The sequence below is a fragment of the Exiguobacterium sp. Leaf196 genome (assembly GCF_001423965.1).
GTDB lineage: Bacteria > Bacillota > Bacilli > Exiguobacteriales > Exiguobacteriaceae > Exiguobacterium_A.
Window position 1 is genome coordinate 119,187 of the sequence record NZ_LMPV01000012.1, and the last position, 25,567, is coordinate 144,753.

Consider the following 25,567-nt stretch of genomic DNA (forward strand, 5'->3'; position numbering starts at 1 on the left):
ACGTGGGAAAAAAGAAACAGCTTAGCTTAGCCGTACTGTCTGGAATTACGGCAGCTGCTTTTGCTGTCGGTCCGGTCTTACCTGGTGGGCAGGTAAAATCCGTACAAGCAGCAGAAAAAGCAGCCTCTGGTGCACCAATGGATTTAAGCACAGTCGATCAAGACAGATTGTTGAAAGTCTTGGAAAAACGTGGGGTCGTTTCAAAAGCCGCTTCCGTAGAAGCGAAGCAAAAAGCAGTCCAAAAGTATCTTGACCAAAAGGCGAACGGAAAACCAGCTCCTGATCATGCGCATGCATCGGGTAAAGAAGCAGCCTTCGACAAGAAAACAAAGGATTTCTTGACGAAGCAAAAGGAGAAGTTAGCAAAACAGCTGGACAAAAAGCATGATAACTACAAAAAAGGCAATCCGAACGGCTTCGTCAAAGTAGACAAAGCTAAGCAAGCAAAGTATAACGGTACGACACGGACGGACAAGGTATTGGTACTGCTTGTCGAGTACAGTGACTTCGCGCACAATAACGTCGTTCAAGAGCCAGGTTATATGTACGCTAAAGACTTTAACCAAAAGCATTATCAAGATTTGATGTTCGGGGATAAAGAATTTGAACTGTTCAACGGAGAAAAGGTTAAAACGTTCAAGCAGTATTATGAAGAACAATCGGGTGGAAGCTATTCGGTCGATGGGACGGTTTCGAACTGGTTAAAAGTTCCGGGAACAGCTAAGGATTATGGTGCTGATAGTCCAAAAGGCGGAAATGATAACTTGTCAGGAGCAAAAGGGCCGCGTGGACTCGTCAAGGATGCCTTGAATGCTGCCGTCAAGGCAGGCATCAATTTAGCTGAGTACGATCAGTTCGACCAGTATGACTTAGATGGCGACGGTAACTTAAATGAACCAGATGGTCTCGTTGATCACTTGATGATCATTCACGCAGGAACGGGGCAAGAAGCGGGTGGCGGTAAATTAGGGGATGACGCAATCTGGTCGCACCGCTGGACGCTCGATAGCGTTTATCCAGTCGAAAACACGACATCAAACGTTCCGACACGCTGGGGTGGGAAGATGGCAGCTTACGACTATACGATTCAACCTGAGGACGGCGCAGTCGGAGTCTTCGCGCACGAATTCGGACATGACCTCGGACTTCCCGATGAATACGACACGCAATACACAGGTCAAGGGGAGCCAGTCGCTTCTTGGTCCATCATGAGTGGTGGTAGCTGGAATGGTAAAATTGCCGGAACAGAGCCGACGAGCTTCTCTCCGCAAAACAAGGAATTCTTCCAGACAGTCATGGGCGGAAACTGGGCAAACATCCAAACAATCGATTTTGATTCGCTCACGAAAGCTGGAACAGCTTCGTACCTCGATCAGAGTGTCACGAAATCAAAAAATCCAGGGATCATCAAAGTCAATCTTCCACAAAAGCCAGTGAAAGGAATTGCTCCAGCGTTCGGCAAGAAGTACTACTACAGTACAAAAGGGAACGATCTTCATACATCGATGACGTCTCCTGAATTTGATCTGACGAATGCTAAACAAGCAAAATTTGACTTTAAAGCGTACTATGACGTTGAATTCAACTACGATTTCCTGACAGTCACTGCTACAGCCGATGGCCAGTCAAAAGTACTGGAAACGATCGGTAAAAAGGACACGGATGGCGATGAGCGAGCCGATTCTACTAAAGGCGCATGGGTAGATAAATCATACGACCTCAGTGAATTTGCTGGTAAAAAAGTCACGCTGAAATTTGAATATGTCACTGACGCAGGACTCGCGCTTGATGGTTTCGCGCTCGATAATGCTACGCTGACAGTCGATGGTAAAGTCGTCTTTGAAGATGATGCCGAGGGAACACCTAAATTCAAATTAGATGGTTTCGTCGCATCGAACGGCTTCACGTATGCAGATAACGCGTACTACCTTGAATGGCGCAACTATGCAGGTTCTGACAAAGCGCTCGAACATGCACGAGGCGTGAAGTACAACACAGGCCTTGTCGTTTGGTATGGTGATTCTAGCTTTGACGACAACTGGGTCGGTAAGCACCCAGGTGAAGGATTCCTCGGTGTCGTTGATTCGCATCCGGAAGCGATCGTCGGCACGTTGAAAGGACAACCGACGGTTAAGGACAGCACACGTTACCAAATCGCAGATGCTGCTTTCAGTTATGATAAAGCACCTGCATGGCTCATCGATTCACCATCACGTGGACTTTACGACTATAAAGGTCTTCCAGGTGTGACGAAGTTTGATGATTCAAAATCGTATATCAACCAGTTGATTCCGGATGCAGGGAAATTGCTTCCGAACAATGGATTGAAAATTCAAGTCATCGGTGAAGCAAAAGATAACTCTGCTGGAGCAGTCTGGATCCACCGTTAAAAACAGAAGAACAGGTTCAGTTTCAGCTGAACCTGTTTTTTATTTGAGTTACGTAGAAGAAGTGGAATCAATTGGAAAAACATTGGTCTGGCAACTTGACTTTTAAAGCGCATCCATTTTATACTTACGTTAGCTTAATATTGTTATTGTCATTACGGATTCACATCGTGTCACGAACAATCTTTTCGTTGCTCCATGTATTTCGGGACAATAATGAATTCCTTTCATATGCTCAGCATATGTATTAAGTAATTTATTTTTGGAGGTTGTTCCCATGAACACAGGTAAAGTAAAATGGTTTAACGCAGAAAAAGGTTTCGGTTTCATCGAAGTTGAAGGCGGAGAAGACGTATTCGTACATTTCTCAGCAATCACTGGTGAAGGCTTCAAAACACTTGACGAAGGTCAAGAAGTTGAGTTCGAAATCACTGAAGGCGCACGTGGAGCACAAGCTGCTAACGTCGTAAAACTTTAATTTCAACTATTCAATCGTCCCTTTTCGGAGGGGCGGTTTTTTATTAGACTAATATCTTGAATTCAAGATATTAGTGCGTTATACTTCAATTACCAAATCATTTACAGGGAGTGACGAAGATGGAGCTACTTGGAATTCATCATGTATCAATCTTAACAGGCATGGCAGAGCGAAATTATCAATTTTATACGAAAGTACTCGGAATGCGTTTGATTAAAAAGACAGTAAATCAAGATGACACGACATCGTATCATTTGTTTTATGGAGATGCGGAAGGGAATCCTGGAACAGATTTGACGTTTTTCGATATTCCACATCTTGGAACGGGTGTACCAGGAGCATCGAGTATTTCTTCGACATCTCTTCGTGTCAAAACAACAGCCGCTCTTCAATTTTGGAAAAAACGGTTTGAGGAAAAGGACGTTGAGCATGACGAAATCATTGAGCGTGCTGGACGACAGACACTGGCGTTTCGTGATCAGGAAGGAACGCGTTTGATTCTTGTCGCGGAAGATGGCGAAGTAGGTGTCGCAGGCGGTGTCCCATGGCCGCAAGAAGAGATTCCTTCTGAACATGCCATTGTTGGACTTGGAGCCGTGACATTGACGGTTAACGATCCGACACTAACGGTCCGCGTGCTGACGGAAGTGATGGGTTTCCGGAACGTTGGTCGCTATCCTTCACTAGCAGGTGACTTTGCTCCAATCGAAGTCTATGCGACAGGAGAAGGGGGAATCGGAGCAGAAGTCCACGTCGAAGCGCGTCCAGACCTTGATCGGGAACGTTTAGGTCGTGGTGGTGTGCACCATGTCGCGTTCCGTGTACCGAACAGTGAGGAGTACGAGAAGTGGGTCGAACGTCTGAATGCTTATCACTTACCGAACTCCGGTAAAGTCGATCGTCACTATTTCCAAGCCCTTTACTTCCGGGAACCGAATCATATCTTATTTGAACTCTCGACAGATACACCAGGATTTGCGACGGATGAGTCGGTTGAAACATTAGGGGAGACACTTGCGTTACCTCCGTTTCTTGAGCCAAAACGAGCTGCCATCGAAGCTCGGTTACGACCACTCGAAATCTGACAATCCTGTGACACAGGTCACAGATGGATCGTCCATCCCGTATACTAAGAGCAGGAATCAGGAAAAAGGAGTGACGGGATGTTAAGAACTACGCTTGGGCAATTCCGGATGATTGCGATATTAGAAGGAATTTCGTTTTTAGTCTTACTGTTGATTGCGATGCCGCTGAAATATATGGCGGACATTCCACAAGCAGTTTCGGTCGTTGGTGCACTTCACGGTGTCTTATTCGTCATGTACGCGATCTGGCTCGCCGTTGTGAAATTCAAATACGATTGGTCGATCATCAAGGCGGGTATTGCGTTCATCGCATCATTCATCCCGTTCGGCACGTTCATACTCGATCGGAAGTTAAAACAGGAAGCAACAAACGCGTAAATTGTGTATACTGAATAGAGCACGGCTGTGGATAACTGTTTTTGTCTATGCGAAGCAGGTTATCCACAGCTTTTTTCTGTGGATAATTTTTAGGAGGATATATTATGTCAACATTTGAAACATTACACATCAGTGACCTGTGGATAAAAAAATTACAAAAACAAGGCATCAAGGAGCCGACACCGATTCAAGAACAAGCGATTCCATCATTACTTGACGGACGCGACTTGATTGGACAGGCGCAAACCGGAACAGGAAAGACACTAGCGTTCCTCTTACCGATTCTTGAGCAAATCGATGTCGAATCGCAAACGGTCCAAGCATTGATCGTCGCACCGACTCGCGAACTCGCGCGTCAAATCGCAGATGAGACCCATAAGCTGATTCGCAATACGGAACAGTACCGTGCTCTCGCAGTATATGGCGGACAAGACGTCTTTAAACAGATTCAACGACTCGGACGGATGCCACAAATCATCATCGGAACACCAGGACGGATTCTCGATCATGTCGGTCGCGGCACACTAGACTTAAGCGAATTACGTACACTCGTCTTAGATGAGGCAGACCAAATGCTTCAAATCGGTTTCTTGCCAGAAATTGAAGATATCATTGAGGCAGCACCTGTTGATCGCCAGTTCATCATGTTATCAGCAACGATGCCACCTAAAGTAGAGGAACTGGCGAAAACGTATTTGCGTAACCCAGTCGAAGTGCAGGTAGAAGCGGAAAGCATCACTGTAGAAGCGATCGAGCAGTTCGTCGTCGAGACGACGGATCGTCGTAAGCAGGCGACACTACGGACGATGCTTGACGAGATGCGTCCATATGCAGCCATCATTTTCTGCCGTACGCAACGTCGTGTCAGTAAATTAAACGAAGAAATGCAGATGCAAGGGTATCCGACGGATGAACTGCATGGTGGGTTGACGCAAGGGAAACGGGAAAAGGCAATGGCGAAGTTCTATCAAGGAAAAACACAATTCCTTATTGCAACAGACGTCGCTTCCCGTGGACTCGATGTGACAGGTGTGACACACGTCTTCAACTACGATTTACCGGACGATGCCGAAAGTTATGTTCACCGGATCGGTCGGACAGGACGTGCTGGGAACGATGGAATTGCCGTCTCGATCGTGACACCAAAAGATGGTCGGACGTTCCGTGATATGGAACGTGAATTAAACATCTCGGTCACGCCAATCGTCGTCGAATTGTCTGAAGAGGCGATTCGCGCACAGCACGACCAGAGTAAAGGATCTCGGAAGACGACAGAAGGACGTGGAAACACACGTCGTTCGAATAACCGTCGTCCGGGACGCGCACATCGTAAATAAATAAATAAAGGTGCGATAAAAGAGCCAGTCTACTTCTCTAATAAATGGAGAAAATAGACTGGCTCTAGTTTTATTTTGCATATACCATCATTCCACCGAGGTGTTCAGTGTGAGCGAATAGCTCACTATCGACGATATTTGAAATCTTGATTCCAGGGCAAGGTTCTTATGAACCCCTTTGTAATGCACTAGGAACGATTAGTCTCTACTTCATTGTCGGGCGAGCCAAGCTGTCCATTCGTTAAAGGCAGCATTCCGATTCTCAATATAGTTGTGATCACTATCGACGATCGCTTCCTCAAACGGACTGTCCGATACCAATAAGTCATGATGGAGCGCTTTAATCGATGTTTCGTCTCGTTCTGACGTCATGAGCAACATCGAGCGATCGGCTAGACGTTCTTTTAGCGTCAGTAAGTTCCATGTCGTATGATGGTGCTTTAACTCGTCAAGTAACGCGTCAGCAGTGGCGTCATTTAGGAAAGCAGCTCCTCGCTCGAGAATACCATGAAGCACAGGCTCGTATTCCGGATGTTCGAGGACGAGCTGACCGACGAGTCCAAAATTAAACGGAGAAATCCCGACATAATGTGCAGCCTCCGGTGTCTCAGCAAAAGCATGAAGACCGGCGAACCCACCCATGCTATGACCGACAACGGTAATCTGATCAGCCTTGATACCGTGTTCAGTAGTGAAAGACTTGGAGCAGACGTAACGTAAAGTTGCCGTTGCGTCTTCCAGAACATGTTGGAATCGGAAGGTTCCGGGACTTCCGATCGTTCCACGATATGACGTGACAAGCACATGGTATCCTGCGCTTTGAAGTTGTACTGCCCAGTCCATGTTTAACTGTTTCCCGGGAAATCCGTGAAAGAGGACAATTAATGGAGCATCCTCTGTATGTTCAGGTGAATAGAGGCGGGCAATCAATTGTTCCGAACCACCGCTTGGAACATGTAAATAGGATAAAGTTGCTTTTTTCGTGATCGTTTCCAAAAAAACACGCTCCTTCATAACCATTTTCTAAGTCTTAGTGTGCGTGAAGATGCACAATCATGCAATGATTAAGTGTATGAACTAAAAAGATGGGATACCCGTCTGGGCATCCCATCTTTTGTAAAGCATGGCTTAGAATACTTTTGTCGTCCATGATTCACAGTTCCATAAGTCTGTTGCAACAGCTTCATAGAATTCTGGTTCGTGTGAGATTAAGAGGACGGTTCCTTTGTACTCTTGTAACGCACGTTTTAATTCTTCTTTTGCTTCGACGTCCAAGTGGTTCGTCGGCTCATCGAGTACGAGGATGTTCGATTCCGTGTTCATCAATTTACAAAGACGGACCTTCGCTTTTTCTCCACCGCTGAGTACTTCGATTTTCGATTCGATGTGTTTCGTCATCAAACCACACTTCGCGAGCATGGCGCGGACTTGCTGTTGTGTCAGAGACGGGAACGTATTCCAGATCTCTTCGATACACGTATTCGAGTTCTTCTCTTTGACTTCTTGCTCGAAGTACCCGATATGCAAGTTCTCTCCCCGCTCAACGACACCCGAGACAGCCGGGATTTCACCGAGTAAACTCTTGAGCAACGTCGATTTCCCGATTCCGTTCGCACCGTGCAAGGCGATCTTCTGTCCGCGTTCGATCGTCAAATCAAGAGGACGAGACAGTGGCTCATCGTATCCGATGACAAGACCTTTTGCTTCGAACATCAATTTACTTGGTGTCCGTGCTTGGAGAAAGTGGAACTCTGGTTTTGGCCGTTCCTGTGCGAGTTCGATGACATCCATCTTATCAAGCTTTTTCTGACGTGACATCGCCATGTTCCGTGTTGAGACACGCGCCTTGTTCCGGGCAACGAAATCCTTCAACTCAGAGATTTCCTGCTGTTGACGCTTGAATGCAGACTCAAGTTGTTTTTTCTTCGCTTCGTGGATCGTGACGAAGTTGTCGTAGTCACCGACATAACGGTTCAATTCTTGATTTTCCATATGATAAATCAAGTTGATGACGCTATTGAGGAATGGAATATCGTGCGAAATCAAGATGAATGCATTCTCATATTCATTTAAATAGCGTTTTAACCACTCGATATGCTGGACATCGAGATAGTTGGTCGGCTCATCAAGTAAGAGAATATCTGGTTTTTCAAGAAGGAGTTTCGCAAGCAGAATTTTCGTCCGCTGTCCACCACTGAGCTCCTGTACATCCCGGTCAAGTCCGATTTCATCGAGACCAAGACCGCGTGCGATTTCTTCGACTTTTGCATCAATCGTATAGAAGTCGTTATTTGTCAAAATGTCTTGTAAGACACCGACTTCTTCGAGCATTTTTTCGAGTTCTTCTGGCTCGACTTCACCCATTTTACCGTACAAATCATTGATTTCCTGTTCGATATCGAACATGTACTGGAATGCACCTTTGAGAGCATCCCGAATCGTTAATCCTTTTTCAAGGACAGCGTGCTGGTCTAAATAGCCGACGCGCACATGCTTCGCCCATTCAACTTTCCCTTCATCCGGCTCAAGTTGCGACGTGATGATATTCATGAACGTCGATTTCCCCTCACCGTTCGCACCAACGAGACCGATGTGCTCGCCTTTTAACAGGCGGAAGGAGACATTTTCGAAAATGGCGCGGTCACCGAATCCGTGACTTAAGTTAGATACCGTTAAAATACTCATAATTGCTCCTTATTTCATGAATTCCTGTGACTTAGACGCCTGTCCGTTTTTTCTGGTTATTCGCTTTTTTCGTCTGTTGGCTCGTCAATTGTTTCGTTTGTGTTCCTTGTAAGCCAGTCGGACGTTTAGTTTGCGCTTGTTTTTTTGCTTTCAAGCGCTCGATCATTGCCTCTTGCAATGATAGTTTTTTTGGTTGTTCACTCATGTTCGTTCACCTCGATTGATTCGTTCTTACCTTCTAGTATGCCAAAAAAAACGTCTCTTGGAAATGAAGAGACTCGATTTTACATCTCAAAGTGTATCTGCAAGATAGACGACATAACAATTCCGATCGATATCAATTTCACAGCTGTCACGCTCAAAAATACCGTGTCCTTCGACTTCAATCTTGTCTTTGATCAAAAAACGCATCGCTTGGATGTGATTTGGAACCGTTGATGTCTTTAAAAGCGGTTGGGCGCTGTCGGATAGATACTGTCTGAATTCAATATGAATTTGATGCGGTGGATAAACACGTTCTTCCGTCGCACGCGGTGATGCTTTGATGTGGTCGACAATCAATTGATCGTATTCACCTGCCATCTCATTGGAACGAAGCTCGTATTGATGTCCTTCGATGATATGGAATTCGCAGAGTTGGTGGGCGATGATTTCTTCCGGTTCGATCGCATAACGATCATATTGATAGATCGGCTGGAATTCACTATTTTCTTCAACATAGTAGGCAAGTGACATGCGTAAATCCTCCTTTTCATTCTATAGATACTATTACCACATTTTGATAAAAAAAGTTCCGGCAGAACAAAGAAACTTTTCTCTTCGAAAAAGCGTATACTATCCATAACGAGAGTAAAAGGAAAGGGGACTGAGAAGGTGAATTGGATGAAACAAGCTACACTAGCTGCGACACTGTTGATCGGAACGACATTAAGTGGGTGTGGATCGGATGATGCGCGAGCGGAACGACCAGATGATCCGGATTGTGATGACTATGAATATGATAACGATGAAGGTGTCTGGTACTGTGATGATAGTTCGTCGACTCATTCAGGCTACTATTACTGGGGTGGTAGTTATTTCGCTTCACGTGCCTTGATGCACAGTGCGATGCGAACGAAAGGATATACGCCGAAATCGAAAAAAGTAAAGAGTTACAATACGAAAACAAAAGGATTCGGAACGGGCTCGTCCTCCGGCTTTTTCGGCGGATGAATAAACGACAGACCTTTTATGGAGACATCGATCGTTTTTGGGATGTGCTAGACGGGGAACCGTACGCTGTCACGGAAATCATGCCGATCTCGGACAAACGAATCGATCAACTGCATATCGCGGCGCAAGAAGTGTATCGGATATTTGAAAAAGTACTTCCGATTCTTCGCTCAATGGATGATCAGGCACTACTTGAACTTGGCTTCCCAGTCGAAAGTCTTGCCTTCTTACGACTCGAGACGATGCGACCGCTGACCGTCATCGGGCGCTTTGATTTCATTGTGACGGCTGATCGCATTTCACTCATGGAATGGAATGCCGATACGCCGACCTTCATTAAGGAAGTATTTGAAGTCAACGATGTCGTAGCAGAGAAACAAGGATTTAAACGTGTCAATGATGGAGAAAACGAATGGCTCAAGGAAGCTGTCCGTCGTGCAATCGAAGCAGCGACATATCGGACGAAGCAGGATCCGCATGTCGTCTTCACTTCACATGGCGACCATATCGAAGATCGGCTGACGTCTGAGTATTTGCAGTCGTTCTGGAGTAGCGCGGTCTATTGTCCGCTTGATGCACTAGAGATTCGCCCGGAAGAGGGCTTGTACGATGAGACAGGTAAAAGAATTGATATTTTATATCGGCAAACCTTTCCAATCGAGATGGCTTTGCTGGACCGGGATGAAGAGGGGCGAAACCTAGGACAGTTATTGTTGCAACTTGTCGAGACAGGGCGGCTAGAAATCATCAATCCACCGTCCGCTTTTTTAATGCAAGCCAAGTCGGTTCTTGCGTTGATCTGGATGTTACACGAAACCAAGCATCCATACTTGAGCGAAATGGATCATACGATGATTGCACGTTATTTTTTACCGACATACTTATCAGAAGATGCATTCATCTCAAGCCGACAACCGTTCGTCAAGAAACCGATCTTTGGACGCGAAGGGGACACTGTAACGGTCCATGACGGACAGGGAGAAGTGCTGCTAAAGAATGAACAGCATACGTTTCTTGATCAACCGGCTGTCTATCAAGCGTATCGAGAATTACCGACGTATCCACTTCAAGAAGAGGGAGACGTCGCGTATATGTACGGTGTTTTTATTTTAGGTGGAAGACCGAGTGCGATTGGTGTACGTGCTGGAGAACGGATTACTGGGAATCGTTCCTATTTCGTACCAATCGGTCGACAGCATGAAGGAGGGGAAAACATATGAAAGCAGCCATTTTAGGAGCATCCGGTCTAGTTGGCCAAGAACTCGTAGACCGTTTGTTGGCAGAAGAGGCATATAGCGAGGTACATGTTCTTGTTCGCCGACCGATACGCCGTTTTCATCCGAAACTTGAAGAATGGGTGATTGATTTTGATCGTGTGACAGAAATCGAATTGCCTGTCGTTGATCACGTCTACTGTGCACTAGGTACGACGATTAAACAAGCAGGCTCGCAAGATGCATTCCGTCTAGTTGATTATACGTATCCGGTTGAACTTGGTCGTGAACTGTTAGATCTCGGTGCGACACGTTTTGCTTTGATTTCAGCTCTTGGTGCCCATCCGAATGCCAAAACCTTCTACAATCGCGTAAAAGGGGATACGGAAAATGGACTACGCGTACTAGGATACGATGCATTACTAATTTTCAGACCTTCGCTCTTGTTAGGAGAAAGAGACGAGTTTCGTTTAGGCGAACAGGCAGCTGCGAAAATTTCGACGGTGTTACGACCGTTATTAAAACGCAGTGCCATCGCTCCGATCGAAGCCGGTCAAGTCGCTGCGGCGATGATTCATGAAACGCTACATGCGCCGCCTGGAATTACGATCATCGAATCAAAACAGATGCAATCTTGAGCAGCCGACTTGTCGGTTGCTCTTTTATTATTCTTGTAATATAAATAATATTTGACTCATCAAATGATTTGCGGTTGAATGGTAAAGTGCTGTCTCATATATAAAAAAAGAAGTGAGACAATTCAGGCAAAACAGTGTATTCGTATCCTATCTGTTTCGTCACGCTTATCGTTTGGGGAAAGCGGGAAAAGATGATGGATTATGCACTTATTCAGGGCAGATGAAAGGAGCCAATCATATGGCAGAGTTTGATCGCGATCAGGTCTATAAGACCGTTCCGCAAAAAGGATTCTTTGGAAATCCGAAAGGGTTATTCACCCTCTTCTTCACCGAGTTTTGGGAGCGTTTCTCCTACTATGGTATGCGTGCCATCCTTATCTTCTATATGTACGACTCAGTCGCAAATGGTGGTCTAGGAATTGACAAGACGACAGCTGCGTCAATCATGGCCGTTTACGGTTCACTCGTCTACATGTCTGGGATCATTGGTGGATGGGTAGCTGACCGTTTGCTCGGTACGTCTCGAACTGTATTCTATGGTGGTATCTTGATAATGCTGGGGCATATCGTTCTTGCTTTACCAGCAGGCATTACGGCACTCTTCGTCTCGATGGGACTCATCGTCATCGGTACCGGTTTCTTGAAACCGAACGTATCGAATATCGTCGGAGATTTGTACAGTAAGACGGATAATCGTCGTGATGCTGGATTTAGTATCTTCTACATGGGGATCAACGCTGGGGCATTCCTTTCACCACTCGTCGTCGGTGAAGTGGCTGACCGTGGTGGGTACCATGCTGGTTTCGCACTCGCCGCCATCGGAATGTTCGCAGGACTTATCGTCTTCGTCCTGACGAAAAAGAAAAACCTTGGTCAAGCAGGTACGTATGTCTTAAACCCATTAAAAGGGGACGAGAAAAAACGCTTCATCACGATTGCGTCGATCGTTGTCGTCGTCATTGCGGTTCTCGGTGTCATTGCATCGATGACAGGATTGTTGACGATTTCTCGCTTTACCTTGATGGTCACGATTCTCGGAATCTTGATTCCAATCGCCTATTTCACAGTCATGCTTCGTAGTCCAAAGATTACAGATGACGAACGATCGCGCTTGATTGCTTATATTCCGCTCTTTATCGCAGCAGCGATTTTCTGGGCGATCCAAGAACAAGGTTCATATGTCCTCTCGATCTTTGCAAGTGAACGGACGAACCTTTCATTCTTAGGATTTGAGATTCAACCGGCATTCTTCCAATCGTTGAATCCGCTCTTCATCATCGTATTAGCACCTGTATTTGCAAGCTTCTGGGTCAAGCTAGGGGATCGTCAACCGACGACGATGCAAAAGTTTTCGTTCGGTCTTCTGTTTGCAGGGCTTTCGTTCATCGTCATGACACTACCAGGTATCCTATTCGGTGTTGAAACAACAGTTAGTCCGCTCTGGCTGACGCTCAGCTTCTTCCTCGTCGTCATCGGTGAGCTCTTCTTGTCACCAGTCGGTTTATCGGCAACGACAAAATTGGCGCCGGCAGCCTTCTCAGCGCAAACAATGAGTCTATGGTTCTTGACGAACGCAACGGGACAAGCGGTCAACGCGCAAATCGTTAAGTACTATAAAGCGGATACAGAGATTCTATATTTCGGTATCACAGGTATCGTTGCCGTCATCTTCGGATTACTCTTATTCGCTTTCGCACCAAAACTTCAAAAATACATGCGCGGCATTCGTTAAGATATTCAAAAAAGACGCTTTCTCGATCGAGAAAGCGTCTTTTTATTAATCATTCGTCCGGATATGGCGTAAGGCCTCTGCAAGCAAGGCGACTAACGTTCCGAGGACGAGACCGTTCGACATCAGTGTCGTCATGAGTGGTGGTAAATCGGCCGTTGCTTCTTTCGGTAACAACAACGCACCGATGCCGACGAGAACTGGAAGACCAACTGTGATCATCGCTGTTTGACGATTCAAATCGCGAGCCGCTTCCGTGACGCCGATGATTGCCATGCCGGCAACGATCGGGGCGACCATCGCATAACCAACAGCGACAGGGATTTTAGCAATCAAACCGACGAACGGTGTCACGATACTGAGGAAGAGACACGTGATATTCGCATAAACGAACGCTTTGCGGTCCGTATTATCCGTTGAGGCGATGAATCCAGCCGTTCCGGAAATAGCAACAGGACCCACTGTACCGAACAGACCGGCGAAGAGTTGTCCGATACCAGCCGTGATACCAGCCGTCCCGACTTGTCCTTTGACCGTTTCTCCGCGCTTCGCACTGATGATTCGTTCAATGACCTTGATGTTCGCTAAGACGTTCGTCATCAAGAGTAACGAGATGATGATAGCAGTCGGTAATAGGCTCCAATCGATATGAATACCGCCGAATGGTAATAGGCTCGGTAAAGTGAACAGTGGACCATCAAAGCTCGGCATCTCAGCACGTCCGATCAGTGCGAACATACTCCAACCGACAAGTAGTGTAATCAATAAAGCATATTGTCGTAAGCGATCACTGCGTTCTAAATAGAGCGAGATCAAGACGGTCAAAATCGAGATGACGGCAGGTAATGCTTGAATCCGTCCGTCTTCGATATTCAACAATCCTTTCATGACGGATCCCGACAGCTGTGCCGACAGCAATAACATATAAACACCAATGACTTGTGGAGTGAAGAGCGGAACTAAGCGTCGTAAGACACCTGTCACCGTCAAGATGATACAGATGATTCCGCTGAGTAAGAGTAAGAATCCGAGCGATTGTAGCGTGTTCGAATAACTGCCGTACAGTGTGACACCAATCGATGAATAGAGAGCGAATACTCCCCACCAAATTCCAGCAGGACCTTCCATGATTGGAAGACGGTGTCCGAGTAGGACTTGAAATAGACTTAAGATGGCAAATACGAATAGACAACGAGATAAAAAGGAAAGCGTCTCGGCACCCGAGAGTTCAAACGATGCTGCGATGGCAAGGGGTGGGGCAATGTTGGTACAGATGATGAATAAAAACCATTGAATCGTAGACACAAGGGTACGCGGCAAAACGTAAATCTCCTTTCGAAAAAACAATAGTGACTTTATCTTAAACCAATTCATGAAAAAGAGATAGGGATGCTTACAATGACTGAAAATTCTATCATTTGTTTTCATATGTGATTTAACACATAATAATGGGTATAACGCTATAGGGAGGGAATGACATGAAAAAATGGAGTAAACGAATCCTTGGAACGATTGTTGCAGTACTTGCGCTACTCGTATTTGCCTTTATGATTTGGGCACAATTCGATTATGACGCTTCGCAGCAAGCGGCGTCTTACGTGGAGACGGAAACACCACGTGAAGTCACGTTTGGAAAAGAGACGAGTGACGTCGGATTCATCTTTTATCAAGGGGCAAAAGTCGATGCAGCTGCTTACAGTTATTATGGTAATCAACTAGCGAAAGATGGACATTTTGTCATCATACCGAAGCTACCGTTTCGGATTGCCTTGCTCGATGCAAACGAAGGACTCGATATCGTCGAGGAATATCCGCAGGTCAAAAAGTGGTATCTGATCGGGCATTCACTAGGTGGAAGCGCGGCTTCGACAATCATCGAACAACATTCGAAGATTAAAGGAATCATCTTCCTCGCATCCTATCCGATTGATTCGATTGATGTGCCCTCACTAACGGTCTATGGTGGACAAGATGGTGTCTTACCAATCGCTGATATCGAAAAAAGTAAGCAGAATGTTCGAAAAGATGCGGTATTCCATGAAATCAAACAAGGAAATCATGCGAACTTTGGTATGTATGGACCACAAAAAGGGGACAACAGGAGCCCATTGACGTCAAAAGAGCAACAAGATGAGGCGTTAGACGAAATCAAACAATTTATCGATATGCCTTGATCGATTCTTTAGGAAGAAACGATTCATCAACCAAACGAAAAAGACGGAGAGATTCCGGCACTGCGTCCGGAATCTCTCCGTCTTTTTTTACGGATTTAACTCAAGCGATGAGCGACTTCATCAAGTGTTGGCAAGGCAGCCATTGCACCTTTGACGGAAGCAGCAAGCCCACCTGAAATCGCTGCGAATCGTCCGATATCATGAAGTTCATCTGCTGACCAAGCGAATGAAAAATCACGTAACGCACACTGATAGAGTAACCCGGACATGAAAGCATCCCCAGCTCCTGTCGTATCAATCGCGTCGACCGTAATCGCATCGATGACAGCCATCGCGTGATCCGTATACAGAATCGACCCTTCACTTCCACGCGTGATAGCGAGAAGACGGATCGGGTATTCAGCTAACAATTCGGCAGCCCCGTCATCAAGGTCTGTTTGTCCTGTTAAAAACGTTAACTCTTCCTCGGCGAGTTTGACGATTTGTGCATCCGGTAGGACGGACCGGATCGTCGTCCGTGCTTCATCGAGATTTGGCCATAACGATTCACGCAAGTTCGGATCATACGAGACAGGCACTTGGTGTTCTTTCGCACGAGCGATAGCTGTTCGTGTAGCGTTTACGGCTTCACCAGTGATCAAAGAGATAGAGCCGATGTGTAATAAATCGACAGACTCGAAGTCCTCTGGTACATGTGTTTCGTGAAAATGCATATCAGCGCGTTCCGCATTGATGAACTCAAATGACCGCTCGCCATCCTGCCCATTCGTGACGAGGACAAGACCTGTCTTTTGTGTTGAATCATGGATGAGGTAATCCGTGCGGACGCCATAGTGATGTAACGTATCTTTCAAGAAGTGGCCCATCGAATCATCTCCGACCGCTCCAAGAAAATAACTGTCTGCGCCTAATCGAGCGAGTCCGACGGAGACATTGGCAGGAGCACCCCCAGGATTTTTTTGAAATGTCATGTTCTCGGCATCAAGAGGAATCAAATCAATCAGTGCTTCCCCTAAACTAAAGATTTTCATACGTAGAACTCCTTTCAAGGTCGGGACGAATCCGTTCAATGTGTAAAGCCATATAACCAATTTCTGATTCAGGGACACGCGTATCGAGTTCGACTGCCAGCCAGTCTCCCATCTGATTCGCACAGGCGTAGGCGTCTGCATAACGGGTTTTGACAGCTGATAGAATTACGTCATCCATGTCGTGTAACGTTTCTCCCTGTTCGATCCGAGCGAGGACCAATTTCATATGCGTGAAGAAACGATAGTACGTCATCGACGATGTTTCGATCGTTTTTCCAAAAAAGACTTCAATCTGTTCACGCAGTTCATTGAGTAACGTGACCGTCTGCAAAGCAGTTGCCATGTTCGGATGAGTCTGGCGTGCATTATATAAGTGAAGCGCGATGTTCGCTGCTTCTTCTTTAGGGAGGGTGAACTGTAACGCGCGTTCGATTTCAAGGACTGCCCATTCTCCGATCGCATATTCTGGTCCATATAAAAGACGAATCTCTTCTGCTAGTCTATTATGCACGACGAGTTGTTCACGTGCTAGCCGTACGGCATGAGCGAGGTGATCCGTCAGACTGACATGAATATAGTCATGAAACGGCGTCTGAAGTTCACCTTCTGCATGCGAGATGATGCGTTCGGATAAGTCGATGATCTCAAGTGGTGTCGTCGTCAGAATCTCTTTGAACTGTTCCGCATTTTCAAACGAAGGGATGAACATTTTTTCGATCTTCGTCGCTTGGATCGGATCTTTTTTCTTTTTTCCAAAGGCGATACCGGGTCCCATGATGATGCGTTCTTGTCCATTTTCTTTAACGACAACTGCATTGTTGTTGAGGATTTTATGAATAATCAGCCTGACGTCCTCCTTTCCAGTCTTTTCTTTATTATAAAGCGAACGTAGAGCTTTGCGAACCGACAAATGCGACCACCGAGTCAGTGGACCCGGTTTGGTCGCATGAAGGATTAAGCAGCAATGTCTGTTTCTTTTTGTTTACGTGCATCAAGACGCATCAAGACGACAGTCGAAACAAAAGCAGTGACGACCGCAATCGCGAATCCAACGAGGTAGTTGATCAAATTCGTTGCACCGAGCGGGGTGACGATCGCGATCATCGGGATTCCAGTTAGTCCGTAGGCGTTCGCCGCGACTTGCGTCAAGACGACATAACCGCCACCAATCGCACCACCGATTGCACCACCGATGAATGGTTTTCCAAGACGTAAGTTGACGCCGTAGATGACAGGTTCCGTGATACCGAGAAAGGCTGAGAACGCAGACGGTAGGGCAAGTGCTTTGAGTTTGACGTTCTTTGTCAAGAAGTAGACGGCAAGTCCGGCACCGCCTTGAGCGACGTTCGCCATCGACCAAATCGGTAAAAGGAAGTTCTTTCCGATACTTTTATCGGCAAGTAACCCTGCTTCGATTGCATGGAAACTGTGATGCATCCCAGTGATGACAATCGTCGAGTAAAGTCCACCAAAGAGGAGACCAGCGACGACTGAGAACTGTTCGTAGAAGAAGACGAGTACGAATGAGATTCCTTTCCCGAGCAACGTTCCGATTGGACCGATGACGATCAATGCTAGGAAACCAGTGACGAGGACCGTAACGAATGGTGTGACGAGTAAGTCGAGCGTTTCAGGTGTTCGTTTCCGGACTTGTTGTTCAATCTTTGCCATGACCCAGACAGTTAAGAGAACCGGGAAGACCGTTCCTTGGTATCCGATTAACTCGATGTTCATTCCGAGGAATTTCATGACTTCAGGATCACTGTTCCCAAGTGTCCATGGATTCAAGAGGGACGGGTGTGTCATAATCCCCCCGATGACGGCACCGAGATACGGATTTGCACCGAATTCACGAGCTGCCGAGAAACCGATCAGAATCGGTAAGATGATGAAGGCTGAAGACGAGAACATATCAAGTAGTTGAACAATCGGCGAATCGCCCTCGACCCAACCGAATGCTTTGATCATACCGAGTAATCCCATCAAGAGACCAGCTGCGACAATGGCCGGAATGAGTGGAACGAAGACGTTCGAAAGGGAACGGGCAAGACGGGCGAACGGGTTTAATTTTTGAGATGCAGCCTTTTTAACGTCGAGTGGCTCTTCTCCATCGACTTTCACACCAGCGAGTGGTGCAAACGCAGCGAATACCTTATTAACGGTACCGGTCCCGAAGATGATTTGATATTGACCAGAGCTCGAGAAGGCACCACTTACACCATCCAAATCTTCAAGTGCCGCTTGATCTACCTTTGATTCGTCATGTAAAACAAGGCGTAAGCGTGTCGCACAGTGAGCGGCAGTAATGATGTTCTCGCGTCCACCGACAAGTTCAAGTACACGTTTAGCAGTTTGTTGATAGTCCATCTGAAAAGTCCTCCTTTTTTCGTGAAACACGCTAGATGAGACAAAAAAAAGGCAAGACCGAACGACACCTCTCCTAAGAAGGTGTCATTTCGGTCTTGCCAGCCATACTGTCACAATCCGCACTATTGATTTGATTTCATCATAAAGCAGAAAAGAAAGCGTTGTCAACAATCAATTTTCATTTTTTTGAATCCGAATATCAACCTCAACCCCGTAGTGATCGGAAACGACGGGTCCGTGAATCCCATCGAAGACGACACCGACGCGCTCGACATCGATCTTTCGGTTCGATAAGACAAGATCGATGCGTAATCCTTGTTGATTGTCTTCCCATCCATCGATGTTGCCATCGATCGTTTCAATCCCGACCGTTTCCTTAGCAAGCAGAAAAACGTCATGTAATCCTCGTTGCATCATATAGTCATACCCTGTATTTCGTTCTAAGGCATCATTGTTGAAATCCCCGAGGAAAAACGTCCATTCAAGTGGATCCATCCGAGCCATCAAGTGGTTGAATTGTTCCTGGAACGGCTCGACTTCATCTGCCCACCAGCCGAGATGACAGGTATTGAACGTGATGGGTGTTCCGTCGACTTGGATCGTGGCACGGACGATCTTCCGTGATTTCCAATCGAGTGTATCCTGACTACGGCTGACATAATAACTGTCTGACTTCAAGATCGGGTGTTTCGTCAATAAGGCGAGTCCTTCTTCGTATTTATCGTATCCGATATGGGCAAAATCCCAGATGAGGGAGTAGGTTTGACCTTGTTCCTTTAAGGCTTGCTGAATTAAATAAGCAAAATTATCATTACGCACCTCATCATGGACGATCGGTGTATCCATTAATTGACTGACTTCTTGCAGTGCGATTACATCATAATCTTGTGCGAGGATCTGTTGGACGATCTGCTTTAATTTTTCGAGTGGCTGTTCTTCTTGCCACGAATGACAGTTCAATGTGAGTAGACGCATGAGTGATCCTCCTGATTTTTCAAATAAGAAAGGTGAAACTCTTATGAAAGAGCTTCACCTTTAGGTAGTTCCCTAATCTCGCAGGTTTATGCGCCGATCCGGTCTTGGATATCTGATTTTAAGATATCGGCTTTTGGACCGTAGATGGCTTGCACGCCATTGTTCTTAAGGATCAGACCAAGTGCACCGTTTGCTTTCCAGTCCGCTTCTTGTGCGACAAGCGCTGGATTCTTAACGGTGACACGAAGACGTGTCATGCAGGCATCGACGTCTTCGATGTTCTGCTGTCCACCCAGTAAATCAATGATTTGAGAAGCTTGTGAACCATCGGCAGGAGCGGATGTCGCAGCAGCCTCATCTGAAGCTTCAGTAGTCGATACGTTGATATCGTCCAGATAGTTCCCGTTACGACCTGGTGTCGCATAGTTGAACTTCTTGATGACGAAACGGAAAGTAAAGAAGTTCAAGAAGAAGAAGAACACACACACACCGATGAAACGAATTAAGTCACCAATCAAACCAGCTTTTGCAATCAATGGAATGCGTGTCAGAAGTTCGATCGCACCAAACGCATGAATCCGAAGATGCATGACATCCGCTAGTGCGAAGGCAACACCTGTTAGTACAGCATAGATGACGTAAAGAACAGGAGCGATGAACATGAACATGAACTCGATTGGCTCTGTGACACCTGTCAAGAAGACAGCGAGTCCTGCAGATAGGAAGACCGGTTTGTATGCTTTTTTCTTATCTTCATCGACTGACATGTACATTGCGACAGCAATACCGATCAATGAAGCAAGTGATGTGACGACTTGTCCTTCTTTGAAGCGGGCAGGAACGACACTGTTGATTAAGTCATTGTATCCTTGTGTGTTACCGGCTTGCTTTAAGTTGACAAGGTCAGTGATCCAAGCGAGCCAAAGCGGATCTTGACCAGCAACCGTCGATCCTTGAGCAGCACCTGTCAAGATTTTGTACGTTCCACCTAATTCCGTGTAGTTCATCGGTACAGTCAACATATGGTGCAGACCGAACGGAAGTAATAGACGTTCCAGTGTACCGTATACGAACGGTGCAATGATCGGTGCAGAATCACGTGAAGAGGCAATCCAGCGCCCGAAGTCATTCAACAATCCTTGGACGAACGGCCAAACGAGTGACAATGCGAATGCTGCAACAACCGATCCACCGATGACGACGAATGGAACAAAACGTTTTCCGTTAAAGAAGGCGAGCGCATCTGGCAATTTACTGAAGTTATAAAATTTATTAAAGAGAACGGCACCAAGGAAACCAGAAATGATTCCGACGAAGACCCCCATGTTAAGCGCAGGTGCCCCTAAAACTGAAGTGAAATAATCTTTTACGATGAGCTCAGAACCAAGCAATGAATTGACCGTTGCTTTTGGGTCCGCGATCATGTCAGCATTGACGCCAAAGATAGCGCCTGTGACACGGTTGATCAAAATGAAGGCGAGTAACGCTGCGAACGCACCACCAGCACGTTCTTTTGCCCACGATCCACCAATCGCGACAGCGAATAAGACGTGGAGATTCGTAATAATAGCCCAACCTAAATCCTCAACGATCCGGGCAATCGTTTGCATTAATACGATGTCGCCTCCGTACATGCCGATCAGTTTCCCGACCGAGATCATGATTCCTGCAGCAGGCATAACAGCGATGACGACCATCAACGCTTTACCGAGTTTTTGCCAAAAATCGAACGAAATAGCATTTTTCAAGATCATTCACTCCTTTTGGATCTCTTTTTCTCTAATATTTGTGTAAGAACAGTGCAATAATGTAAGCGATTAATGCAACCGTTTGCATATAAAATTGTAAGCGATAACTTTTTAAAAAGCTAGTGTTTTATAAGAAAAACATTCGGAAATTTATTTCAGTGGAAAAATGACAGTTCGGAAAGGTATTCAAATTAAAAAAAAAAGAGAAAAAGGCTACAGTGAACATTGTTTGGTTTCAAAAAAGAAAAGATGTTGGGCGGATGAAAGAATGGATTCAACCGATCGGGCAGTACGGTCAGCGGATTCGTACATTACGAGAACGTCATCAGTTAGATCAGCATACATTAGCTGAATTGACTAAAATGACACTTGAGATGATTCAATGTATCGAAAATAGCATTGTGAATCCGTCTTTTTCGATGATTGAGCGGCTGGTCCGTGCTTTGCAGATTCCTTCGGATCATTTGTTACGGCATATTTATATTTGGTCATCTGAAGTCATCTGTCAGCACGATCGTACGACCTTGATCGACATCCCATCGAGTTAATGGGTATGAAAAAGAGGAACGGTGGAAAAGTCCACTGTTCCTCTTTTGAGCGTTTAACGATTATCGACAGTCTCAGGATAGAGATCGTGATTGAATAGACGATGTTCTGCCATTCGTTCATATTTTGTACCAGGTTTTCCGTAGTTGTAGTACGGGTCAATCGAAATTCCCCCACGTGGCGTAAATTTCCCCCACACTTCGAGGTAGCGCGGTTCCATCAATTTCACGAGATCTTTCCCGATGACGTTGATGCAGTTCTCGTGGAAATCACCGTGATTACGGAAGCTGAATAGATACAATTTAAGTGATTTCGATTCGACGAGTTTTTCATCCGGGATATACGAAATGTAGATCGTCGCGAAGTCCGGTTGATTCGTAATCGGGCAAAGGCTCGTAAATTCTGGTGCATTGAATTTTACGAAGTAATCATTTTCCGGATGGCGGTTCGGGAATGCTTCGAGAACTTCGGGTTGGTATTCGAAAATGTATGGAACGGCTTTTTGGCCGAGTAACGATAAGTCGTTTAGATCTTCAGGGCGCATGAATCATTTCTCCTTAGACGCCACGATCGTTCGCGAAAACGAGGGCGTGTAGTTGTGGTAGGACACGTGCGTGATTAAAACGTTCATCACGAGCAACGCGTTCCCAAAGTGTTTTTAAATCGTGTAGCATCCGTGGGGCGATCGTACCTTCTTCGTGCGGATCCGGATTTCCGAGTGATAGATAGAGCGTTTTTAAGGCATATCGCTCTGAAATCATCGCCGCGAAATCAAGATCTGCTTCATCAAAAATGACGATTTTAACGGCACGCTGTTGTTCTGGTAGACGCTTGAAAAAAACATCCAAACGATCAAAATCGATGTTCATGCCACTTGAAGGCGGTTTAGGACTGAGTGTGACGTCATCGATATCAAGTAACCAATTTTGCCAGTAAGAACCTTGTGTCTCAACCGACATCGTGATGTTTCGTTCTTTTAATGCCTCAACCAGCGTACCGATCGAAGCATGAAGTAACGGGTTCCCACCAGAAATCGTGACATGTCCGTAAGAGCCGAGTGCATCGAGGCGTTCCATGATCGTCTCTGCCGTCAAGAGTTCAGGTTTTTCAGAACCATCCCATGTGAAGGCGGAGTCACACCATGAACAGGAATAGTCGCAGCCACCGGTTCGGACGAACATCGTCTTTTGACCGATTGATCGTCCTTCCCCTTGGAACGTTGGTCCGAAAATCTCGAGAACCGGAATTTTTGGCGTTTTCGTTAAGGCACTCATGCTTCGTTCATCCACTCACGACGGACTTCAGCAAAAGCAGTCGGCGTCTCATAAAGTTTGACGAATTCGACACGAAGTCCACGTTCGTCTGGAAGGTGTTGTCCGAGCGTCTCAAAAATCCACGCCGCCATGTTTTCAGCTGTCGTATTCATGTATGGTAATGATTCATTTAAATAACGGTGATCGAGAAGTGGTTCGAGATGTGTTTTAAAGATTTTCTTAAGATCACCAAAATCAAGTGTCATACCGCGGTGATCAAGAAAACCACTGATGCCCATATCGACATGGTACGTATGACCATGAAGCGCACGGCATTTCCCATCGTAATCATATAGGTGGTGTGCTGCGTCAAACGTTAATTTTTTTACGATCATGACGCGGGATTTCGTATAGATAAGCGAGTCGCCAGTCGGGCGCTCGACCGTTTCAGGTGCTTCGTAATTGAATGTCATGTGTGTTGAACCTCCTTGATGTATGCATCTAATCCATTTTTTCGTAATTCACAGGCCGGGCATTCGCCGCAACCATCTCCAATGACGCCGTTGTAACACGTCAACGTGCGATTTCGAACGAAATCAAACGCACCGAGCGAGTCGGCAAGCGCCCACGTTTCTTTTTTGTCGAGCCACATGAGTGGCGTGTGCAGTACGAATGGATAGTCCATTGCAAGGTTCAATGTCACATTCAGTGACTTGATGAAGGCATCACGGCAGTCTGGGTAACCAGAAAAGTCCGTTTCACATACGCCAGTGACGATATGACGGATTCCGCGTCCTTTCGCGAGGACGGCTGCGAACGAAAGAAACAGGTGGTTCCGTCCATCTACAAAAGTAGAAGGGAGACCATCTTCGTTCGTCGTGATGGTTTGGCTGTGGTCAGTCAAGGCGTTACTCGTTAGTTGACTGAGAAGAGAGAGATCAAGCTCATGGTGTTTGACACCGAGCTCAGAGGCGATGTCGCGTGCGACTTCGAGTTCTTGTGCATGACGTTGTCCGTAATTAAACGTCACGACTTCGACTTCTTCGTACTGTTTCAGTGCCTGAAACAGACAAGTCGTTGAGTCTTGGCCGCCACTGAAGACGACAAGAGCACGTTCGTTTTTCATAATGTACACTTCCATTCCTAGTTTTTATAACGGAGGAGGTTACGAACTCCGGAGACGTAGTCTCAACTATTCACACTAGCAGAAGCCATCAAAAAAGTCGACGTTTTCTAATGAAGGCCAAAAAAGAGATGCTGATTGTCGCTCGGACGATCGGCATCTCTTAATAGGAAATTACAGCGGATAGTGGTAATAGCGTTCTTTGACGAGCAGGTCACGGATGTTCGAGTCTTCCGAGATGACTTTCATCAAACCACCTGTTTGAGAAGCGTGTGCTTCGAGTGCCTTGATCTTTTGATCCGTATAGGCACTGACATCGTGAATGAATGTTCCTTCTCCAAGCTCTTCTTTCGTATTGTTCGCAAAAGCGACCGCAAGGAACTCAGGGCGATTGGCAGGATCCATCATCCGAAGGGCACGAACGACGGCGCGAGCTGTCGCTTCGTGATCGGGATGGACCGCGTAACCCGGATAAAATGAAATCAAGCGAGTCGGGCGCGTCTGTTGAATCAACGTAAAGATACGGTCAGCAAGTGCCGCTTCATCCTCGAATTCAACGGTCTTATCGCGAAGTCCCCACATTTGGAGATCCGAAATCTTCATTTTTTCAGCTGCATCGATCAACTCACGTTTGCGAATCGTTGCGAGCTGTTCCCGGTTCGTAAAGACAGGGCGTCCCATGTTACGGCCCATCTCACCGAGCGTCAAACAAGCATATGTGACAGGACCACGATTTTCTGCGTGCTCGATGATCGTACCAGCAGAACTGAAGGCTTCGTCATCCGGGTGAGGGAAGACGACGAGTAAATGATCTTCGTGTGTCATGCGTCTACCTCCTCTGCACCTTGAGCAAATGGTGTCGGGCTAAGTTCAAAAGCAATCGCAAGACGTCCTTCGACATCGTGACCGGCAATCAACAATTGATCCCCAGCAAATTCGAAATCAGTTAATCCCTCACCGTATAACCAGCCGTGTACAAGTTTCAAACCGATCCGGTAAGGACCGTTTCCTGTGATCAAACCACGTTCGTAAGTGATTTCCGCATTACGGAAAAACATCCCTGCGCTATGGAAGGTCGGATCTTGGTGCGTCGCGTAGGCACCGTTCGTCGTCTCAACGTGTACGTATAACGGTGTATTCGCATGTTCGTCGATATAACGCTGTATCTCTTGTAAATCAATGGCTTGCATAAATCATTCTCCTCTCC

The 25,567-nt window shown here is 46.2% G+C and carries 27 protein-coding genes; 11 read left to right on the forward strand and 16 right to left on the reverse strand.

The annotated features are described in order from the left end of the window. The first annotated feature begins 2 nt into the window (after positions 1 to 2). From ASG02_RS14800 to ASG02_RS14820, 5 genes are all read left to right on the forward strand, one after another. Entirely contained in the window at positions 3 to 2,390 is a 2,388-nt protein-coding gene (locus ASG02_RS14800; RefSeq protein WP_056064811.1) for an immune inhibitor A domain-containing protein, read from the forward strand. Positions 2,391 to 2,664: 274 nt separating this feature from the next. After that, positions 2,665 to 2,865 carry a cold-shock protein gene (locus ASG02_RS14805; protein ID WP_023469752.1) on the forward strand — a complete coding sequence of 67 codons (201 nt, stop codon included), beginning with the start codon at positions 2,665 to 2,667 and terminating at the stop codon, positions 2,863 to 2,865. Positions 2,866 to 2,984: 119 nt separating this feature from the next. Then, positions 2,985 to 3,950: a ring-cleaving dioxygenase gene (locus tag ASG02_RS14810; protein ID WP_035411942.1), complete on the forward strand. Its 966-nt coding sequence runs from the start codon at positions 2,985 to 2,987 to the stop codon at positions 3,948 to 3,950. 78 nt (positions 3,951 to 4,028) lie between these two features. Then, the gene (locus ASG02_RS14815) at positions 4,029 to 4,328 is read left to right on the forward strand and encodes a DUF3817 domain-containing protein (protein ID WP_035411945.1); all 300 of its coding nucleotides are present in this window, start codon (positions 4,029 to 4,031) and stop codon (positions 4,326 to 4,328) included. A gap of 104 nt (positions 4,329 to 4,432) precedes the next feature. Continuing rightward, positions 4,433 to 5,665 (forward strand): DEAD/DEAH box helicase, encoded by a 1,233-nt coding sequence (locus ASG02_RS14820; RefSeq protein WP_056064814.1) that lies wholly within the window; start codon positions 4,433 to 4,435, stop codon positions 5,663 to 5,665. Between the two features lie 210 nt (positions 5,666 to 5,875). Here the strand turns inward: ASG02_RS14820 and ASG02_RS14825 are convergent, their stop codons facing one another. The 4 genes from ASG02_RS14825 to ASG02_RS14835 all read right to left on the reverse strand — a co-directional run bounded on the left by ASG02_RS14825 (position 5,876) and on the right by ASG02_RS14835 (position 9,085). After that, positions 5,876 to 6,661: a S9 family peptidase gene (locus ASG02_RS14825; RefSeq protein ID WP_056064817.1), complete on the reverse strand. Its 786-nt coding sequence runs from the start codon at positions 6,659 to 6,661 to the stop codon at positions 5,876 to 5,878. A gap of 132 nt (positions 6,662 to 6,793) precedes the next feature. Then, entirely contained in the window at positions 6,794 to 8,350 is a 1,557-nt protein-coding gene (locus tag ASG02_RS14830; RefSeq protein WP_023469741.1) for an ABC-F family ATP-binding cassette domain-containing protein, read from the reverse strand. 31 nt (positions 8,351 to 8,381) lie between these two features. After that, on the reverse strand, positions 8,382 to 8,555 hold the full coding sequence (locus tag ASG02_RS15745) for a hypothetical protein (protein WP_023469740.1): 174 nt from the start codon (positions 8,553 to 8,555) through the stop codon (positions 8,382 to 8,384). A gap of 86 nt (positions 8,556 to 8,641) precedes the next feature. After that, positions 8,642 to 9,085 (reverse strand): hypothetical protein, encoded by a 444-nt coding sequence (locus tag ASG02_RS14835; protein ID WP_056064819.1) that lies wholly within the window; start codon positions 9,083 to 9,085, stop codon positions 8,642 to 8,644. A gap of 147 nt (positions 9,086 to 9,232) precedes the next feature. Here ASG02_RS14835 and ASG02_RS14840 point away from each other — a divergent pair, with 147 nt between their 5' ends. The 4 genes from ASG02_RS14840 (at position 9,233) to ASG02_RS14855 (ending at position 13,146) form a co-directional block, all read left to right on the forward strand. Continuing rightward, the gene (locus ASG02_RS14840; RefSeq protein ID WP_035411974.1) at positions 9,233 to 9,562 is read left to right on the forward strand and encodes a hypothetical protein; all 330 of its coding nucleotides are present in this window, start codon (positions 9,233 to 9,235) and stop codon (positions 9,560 to 9,562) included. Beyond that, positions 9,559 to 10,782 (forward strand): glutathionylspermidine synthase family protein, encoded by a 1,224-nt coding sequence (locus ASG02_RS14845; RefSeq protein WP_056064822.1) that lies wholly within the window; start codon positions 9,559 to 9,561, stop codon positions 10,780 to 10,782. Before ASG02_RS14840 ends, ASG02_RS14845 begins: the two co-directional genes overlap by 4 nt. Then, a complete protein-coding gene (locus ASG02_RS14850; protein ID WP_056064825.1) occupies positions 10,779 to 11,414 on the forward strand; it encodes a hypothetical protein in 636 nt (211 codons plus the stop codon). The genes ASG02_RS14845 and ASG02_RS14850 overlap by 4 nt, the downstream gene beginning before the upstream one ends. 238 nt (positions 11,415 to 11,652) lie before the next feature. Beyond that, on the forward strand, positions 11,653 to 13,146 hold the full coding sequence (locus ASG02_RS14855) for a peptide MFS transporter (RefSeq protein ID WP_035411982.1): 1,494 nt from the start codon (positions 11,653 to 11,655) through the stop codon (positions 13,144 to 13,146). Positions 13,147 to 13,191: 45 nt separating this feature from the next. Here the strand turns inward: ASG02_RS14855 and ASG02_RS14860 are convergent, their stop codons facing one another. Continuing rightward, entirely contained in the window at positions 13,192 to 14,463 is a 1,272-nt protein-coding gene (locus ASG02_RS14860; protein WP_056064828.1) for a purine/pyrimidine permease, read from the reverse strand. Positions 14,464 to 14,621: 158 nt separating this feature from the next. Between ASG02_RS14860 and ASG02_RS14865 the strand changes: the two genes are divergently transcribed. Further along, positions 14,622 to 15,317, forward strand: coding sequence for an alpha/beta hydrolase (locus ASG02_RS14865; protein ID WP_069201507.1), 696 nt, complete (start codon positions 14,622 to 14,624; stop codon positions 15,315 to 15,317). A gap of 95 nt (positions 15,318 to 15,412) precedes the next feature. Here ASG02_RS14865 and ASG02_RS14870 read toward each other — a convergent pair whose 3' ends face one another. From ASG02_RS14870 to ASG02_RS14890, 5 genes are all read right to left on the reverse strand, one after another. Continuing rightward, a complete protein-coding gene (locus ASG02_RS14870) occupies positions 15,413 to 16,348 on the reverse strand; it encodes a carbohydrate kinase (protein ID WP_056064831.1) in 936 nt (311 codons plus the stop codon). Then, complete coding sequence (locus ASG02_RS14875; RefSeq protein ID WP_069201508.1) at positions 16,335 to 17,192, reverse strand: PRD domain-containing protein; 858 nt, start codon at positions 17,190 to 17,192, stop codon at positions 16,335 to 16,337. The genes ASG02_RS14870 and ASG02_RS14875 overlap by 14 nt, the downstream gene beginning before the upstream one ends. Positions 17,193 to 17,302: 110 nt before the next feature. Continuing rightward, positions 17,303 to 18,715 (reverse strand): sucrose-specific PTS transporter subunit IIBC, encoded by a 1,413-nt coding sequence (locus ASG02_RS14880; protein WP_056064833.1) that lies wholly within the window; start codon positions 18,713 to 18,715, stop codon positions 17,303 to 17,305. A gap of 171 nt (positions 18,716 to 18,886) precedes the next feature. After that, positions 18,887 to 19,690: an endonuclease/exonuclease/phosphatase family protein gene (locus ASG02_RS14885; RefSeq protein ID WP_035411996.1), complete on the reverse strand. Its 804-nt coding sequence runs from the start codon at positions 19,688 to 19,690 to the stop codon at positions 18,887 to 18,889. Between the two features lie 86 nt (positions 19,691 to 19,776). Beyond that, on the reverse strand, positions 19,777 to 21,438 hold the full coding sequence (locus ASG02_RS14890) for a PTS transporter subunit IIBC (protein WP_056064873.1): 1,662 nt from the start codon (positions 21,436 to 21,438) through the stop codon (positions 19,777 to 19,779). A 260-nt stretch (positions 21,439 to 21,698) separates the two neighbouring features. Here ASG02_RS14890 and ASG02_RS14895 point away from each other — a divergent pair, with 260 nt between their 5' ends. Continuing rightward, positions 21,699 to 21,986: a helix-turn-helix domain-containing protein gene (locus ASG02_RS14895; protein WP_056064836.1), complete on the forward strand. Its 288-nt coding sequence runs from the start codon at positions 21,699 to 21,701 to the stop codon at positions 21,984 to 21,986. A gap of 53 nt (positions 21,987 to 22,039) precedes the next feature. On the opposite strand, the gene queF is transcribed toward ASG02_RS14895, so the two are convergent. The 6 genes from queF to ASG02_RS14925 form a co-directional block, all read right to left on the reverse strand. Beyond that, positions 22,040 to 22,528, reverse strand: coding sequence for a preQ(1) synthase (gene queF, locus ASG02_RS14900; RefSeq protein ID WP_035412002.1), 489 nt, complete (start codon positions 22,526 to 22,528; stop codon positions 22,040 to 22,042). Positions 22,529 to 22,541: 13 nt separating this feature from the next. Next, positions 22,542 to 23,258 carry a 7-carboxy-7-deazaguanine synthase QueE gene (gene queE, locus ASG02_RS14905; protein WP_035412005.1) on the reverse strand — a complete coding sequence of 239 codons (717 nt, stop codon included), beginning with the start codon at positions 23,256 to 23,258 and terminating at the stop codon, positions 22,542 to 22,544. Next, a complete protein-coding gene (gene queD, locus ASG02_RS14910) occupies positions 23,255 to 23,710 on the reverse strand; it encodes a 6-carboxytetrahydropterin synthase QueD (RefSeq protein WP_023469724.1) in 456 nt (151 codons plus the stop codon). Before queD ends, queE begins: the two co-directional genes overlap by 4 nt. Further along, a complete protein-coding gene (queC, locus tag ASG02_RS14915) occupies positions 23,707 to 24,363 on the reverse strand; it encodes a 7-cyano-7-deazaguanine synthase QueC (protein WP_023469723.1) in 657 nt (218 codons plus the stop codon). Before queC ends, queD begins: the two co-directional genes overlap by 4 nt. A 171-nt stretch (positions 24,364 to 24,534) precedes the next feature. Continuing rightward, positions 24,535 to 25,185, reverse strand: a complete 651-nt coding sequence (gene bshB2, locus ASG02_RS14920) for a bacillithiol biosynthesis deacetylase BshB2 (protein ID WP_056064839.1) — start codon at positions 25,183 to 25,185, stop codon at positions 24,535 to 24,537. Continuing rightward, the gene (locus ASG02_RS14925; protein WP_056064842.1) at positions 25,182 to 25,550 is read right to left on the reverse strand and encodes a YojF family protein; all 369 of its coding nucleotides are present in this window, start codon (positions 25,548 to 25,550) and stop codon (positions 25,182 to 25,184) included. The genes bshB2 and ASG02_RS14925 overlap by 4 nt, the downstream gene beginning before the upstream one ends. Positions 25,551 to 25,567 lie beyond the last annotated feature (17 nt).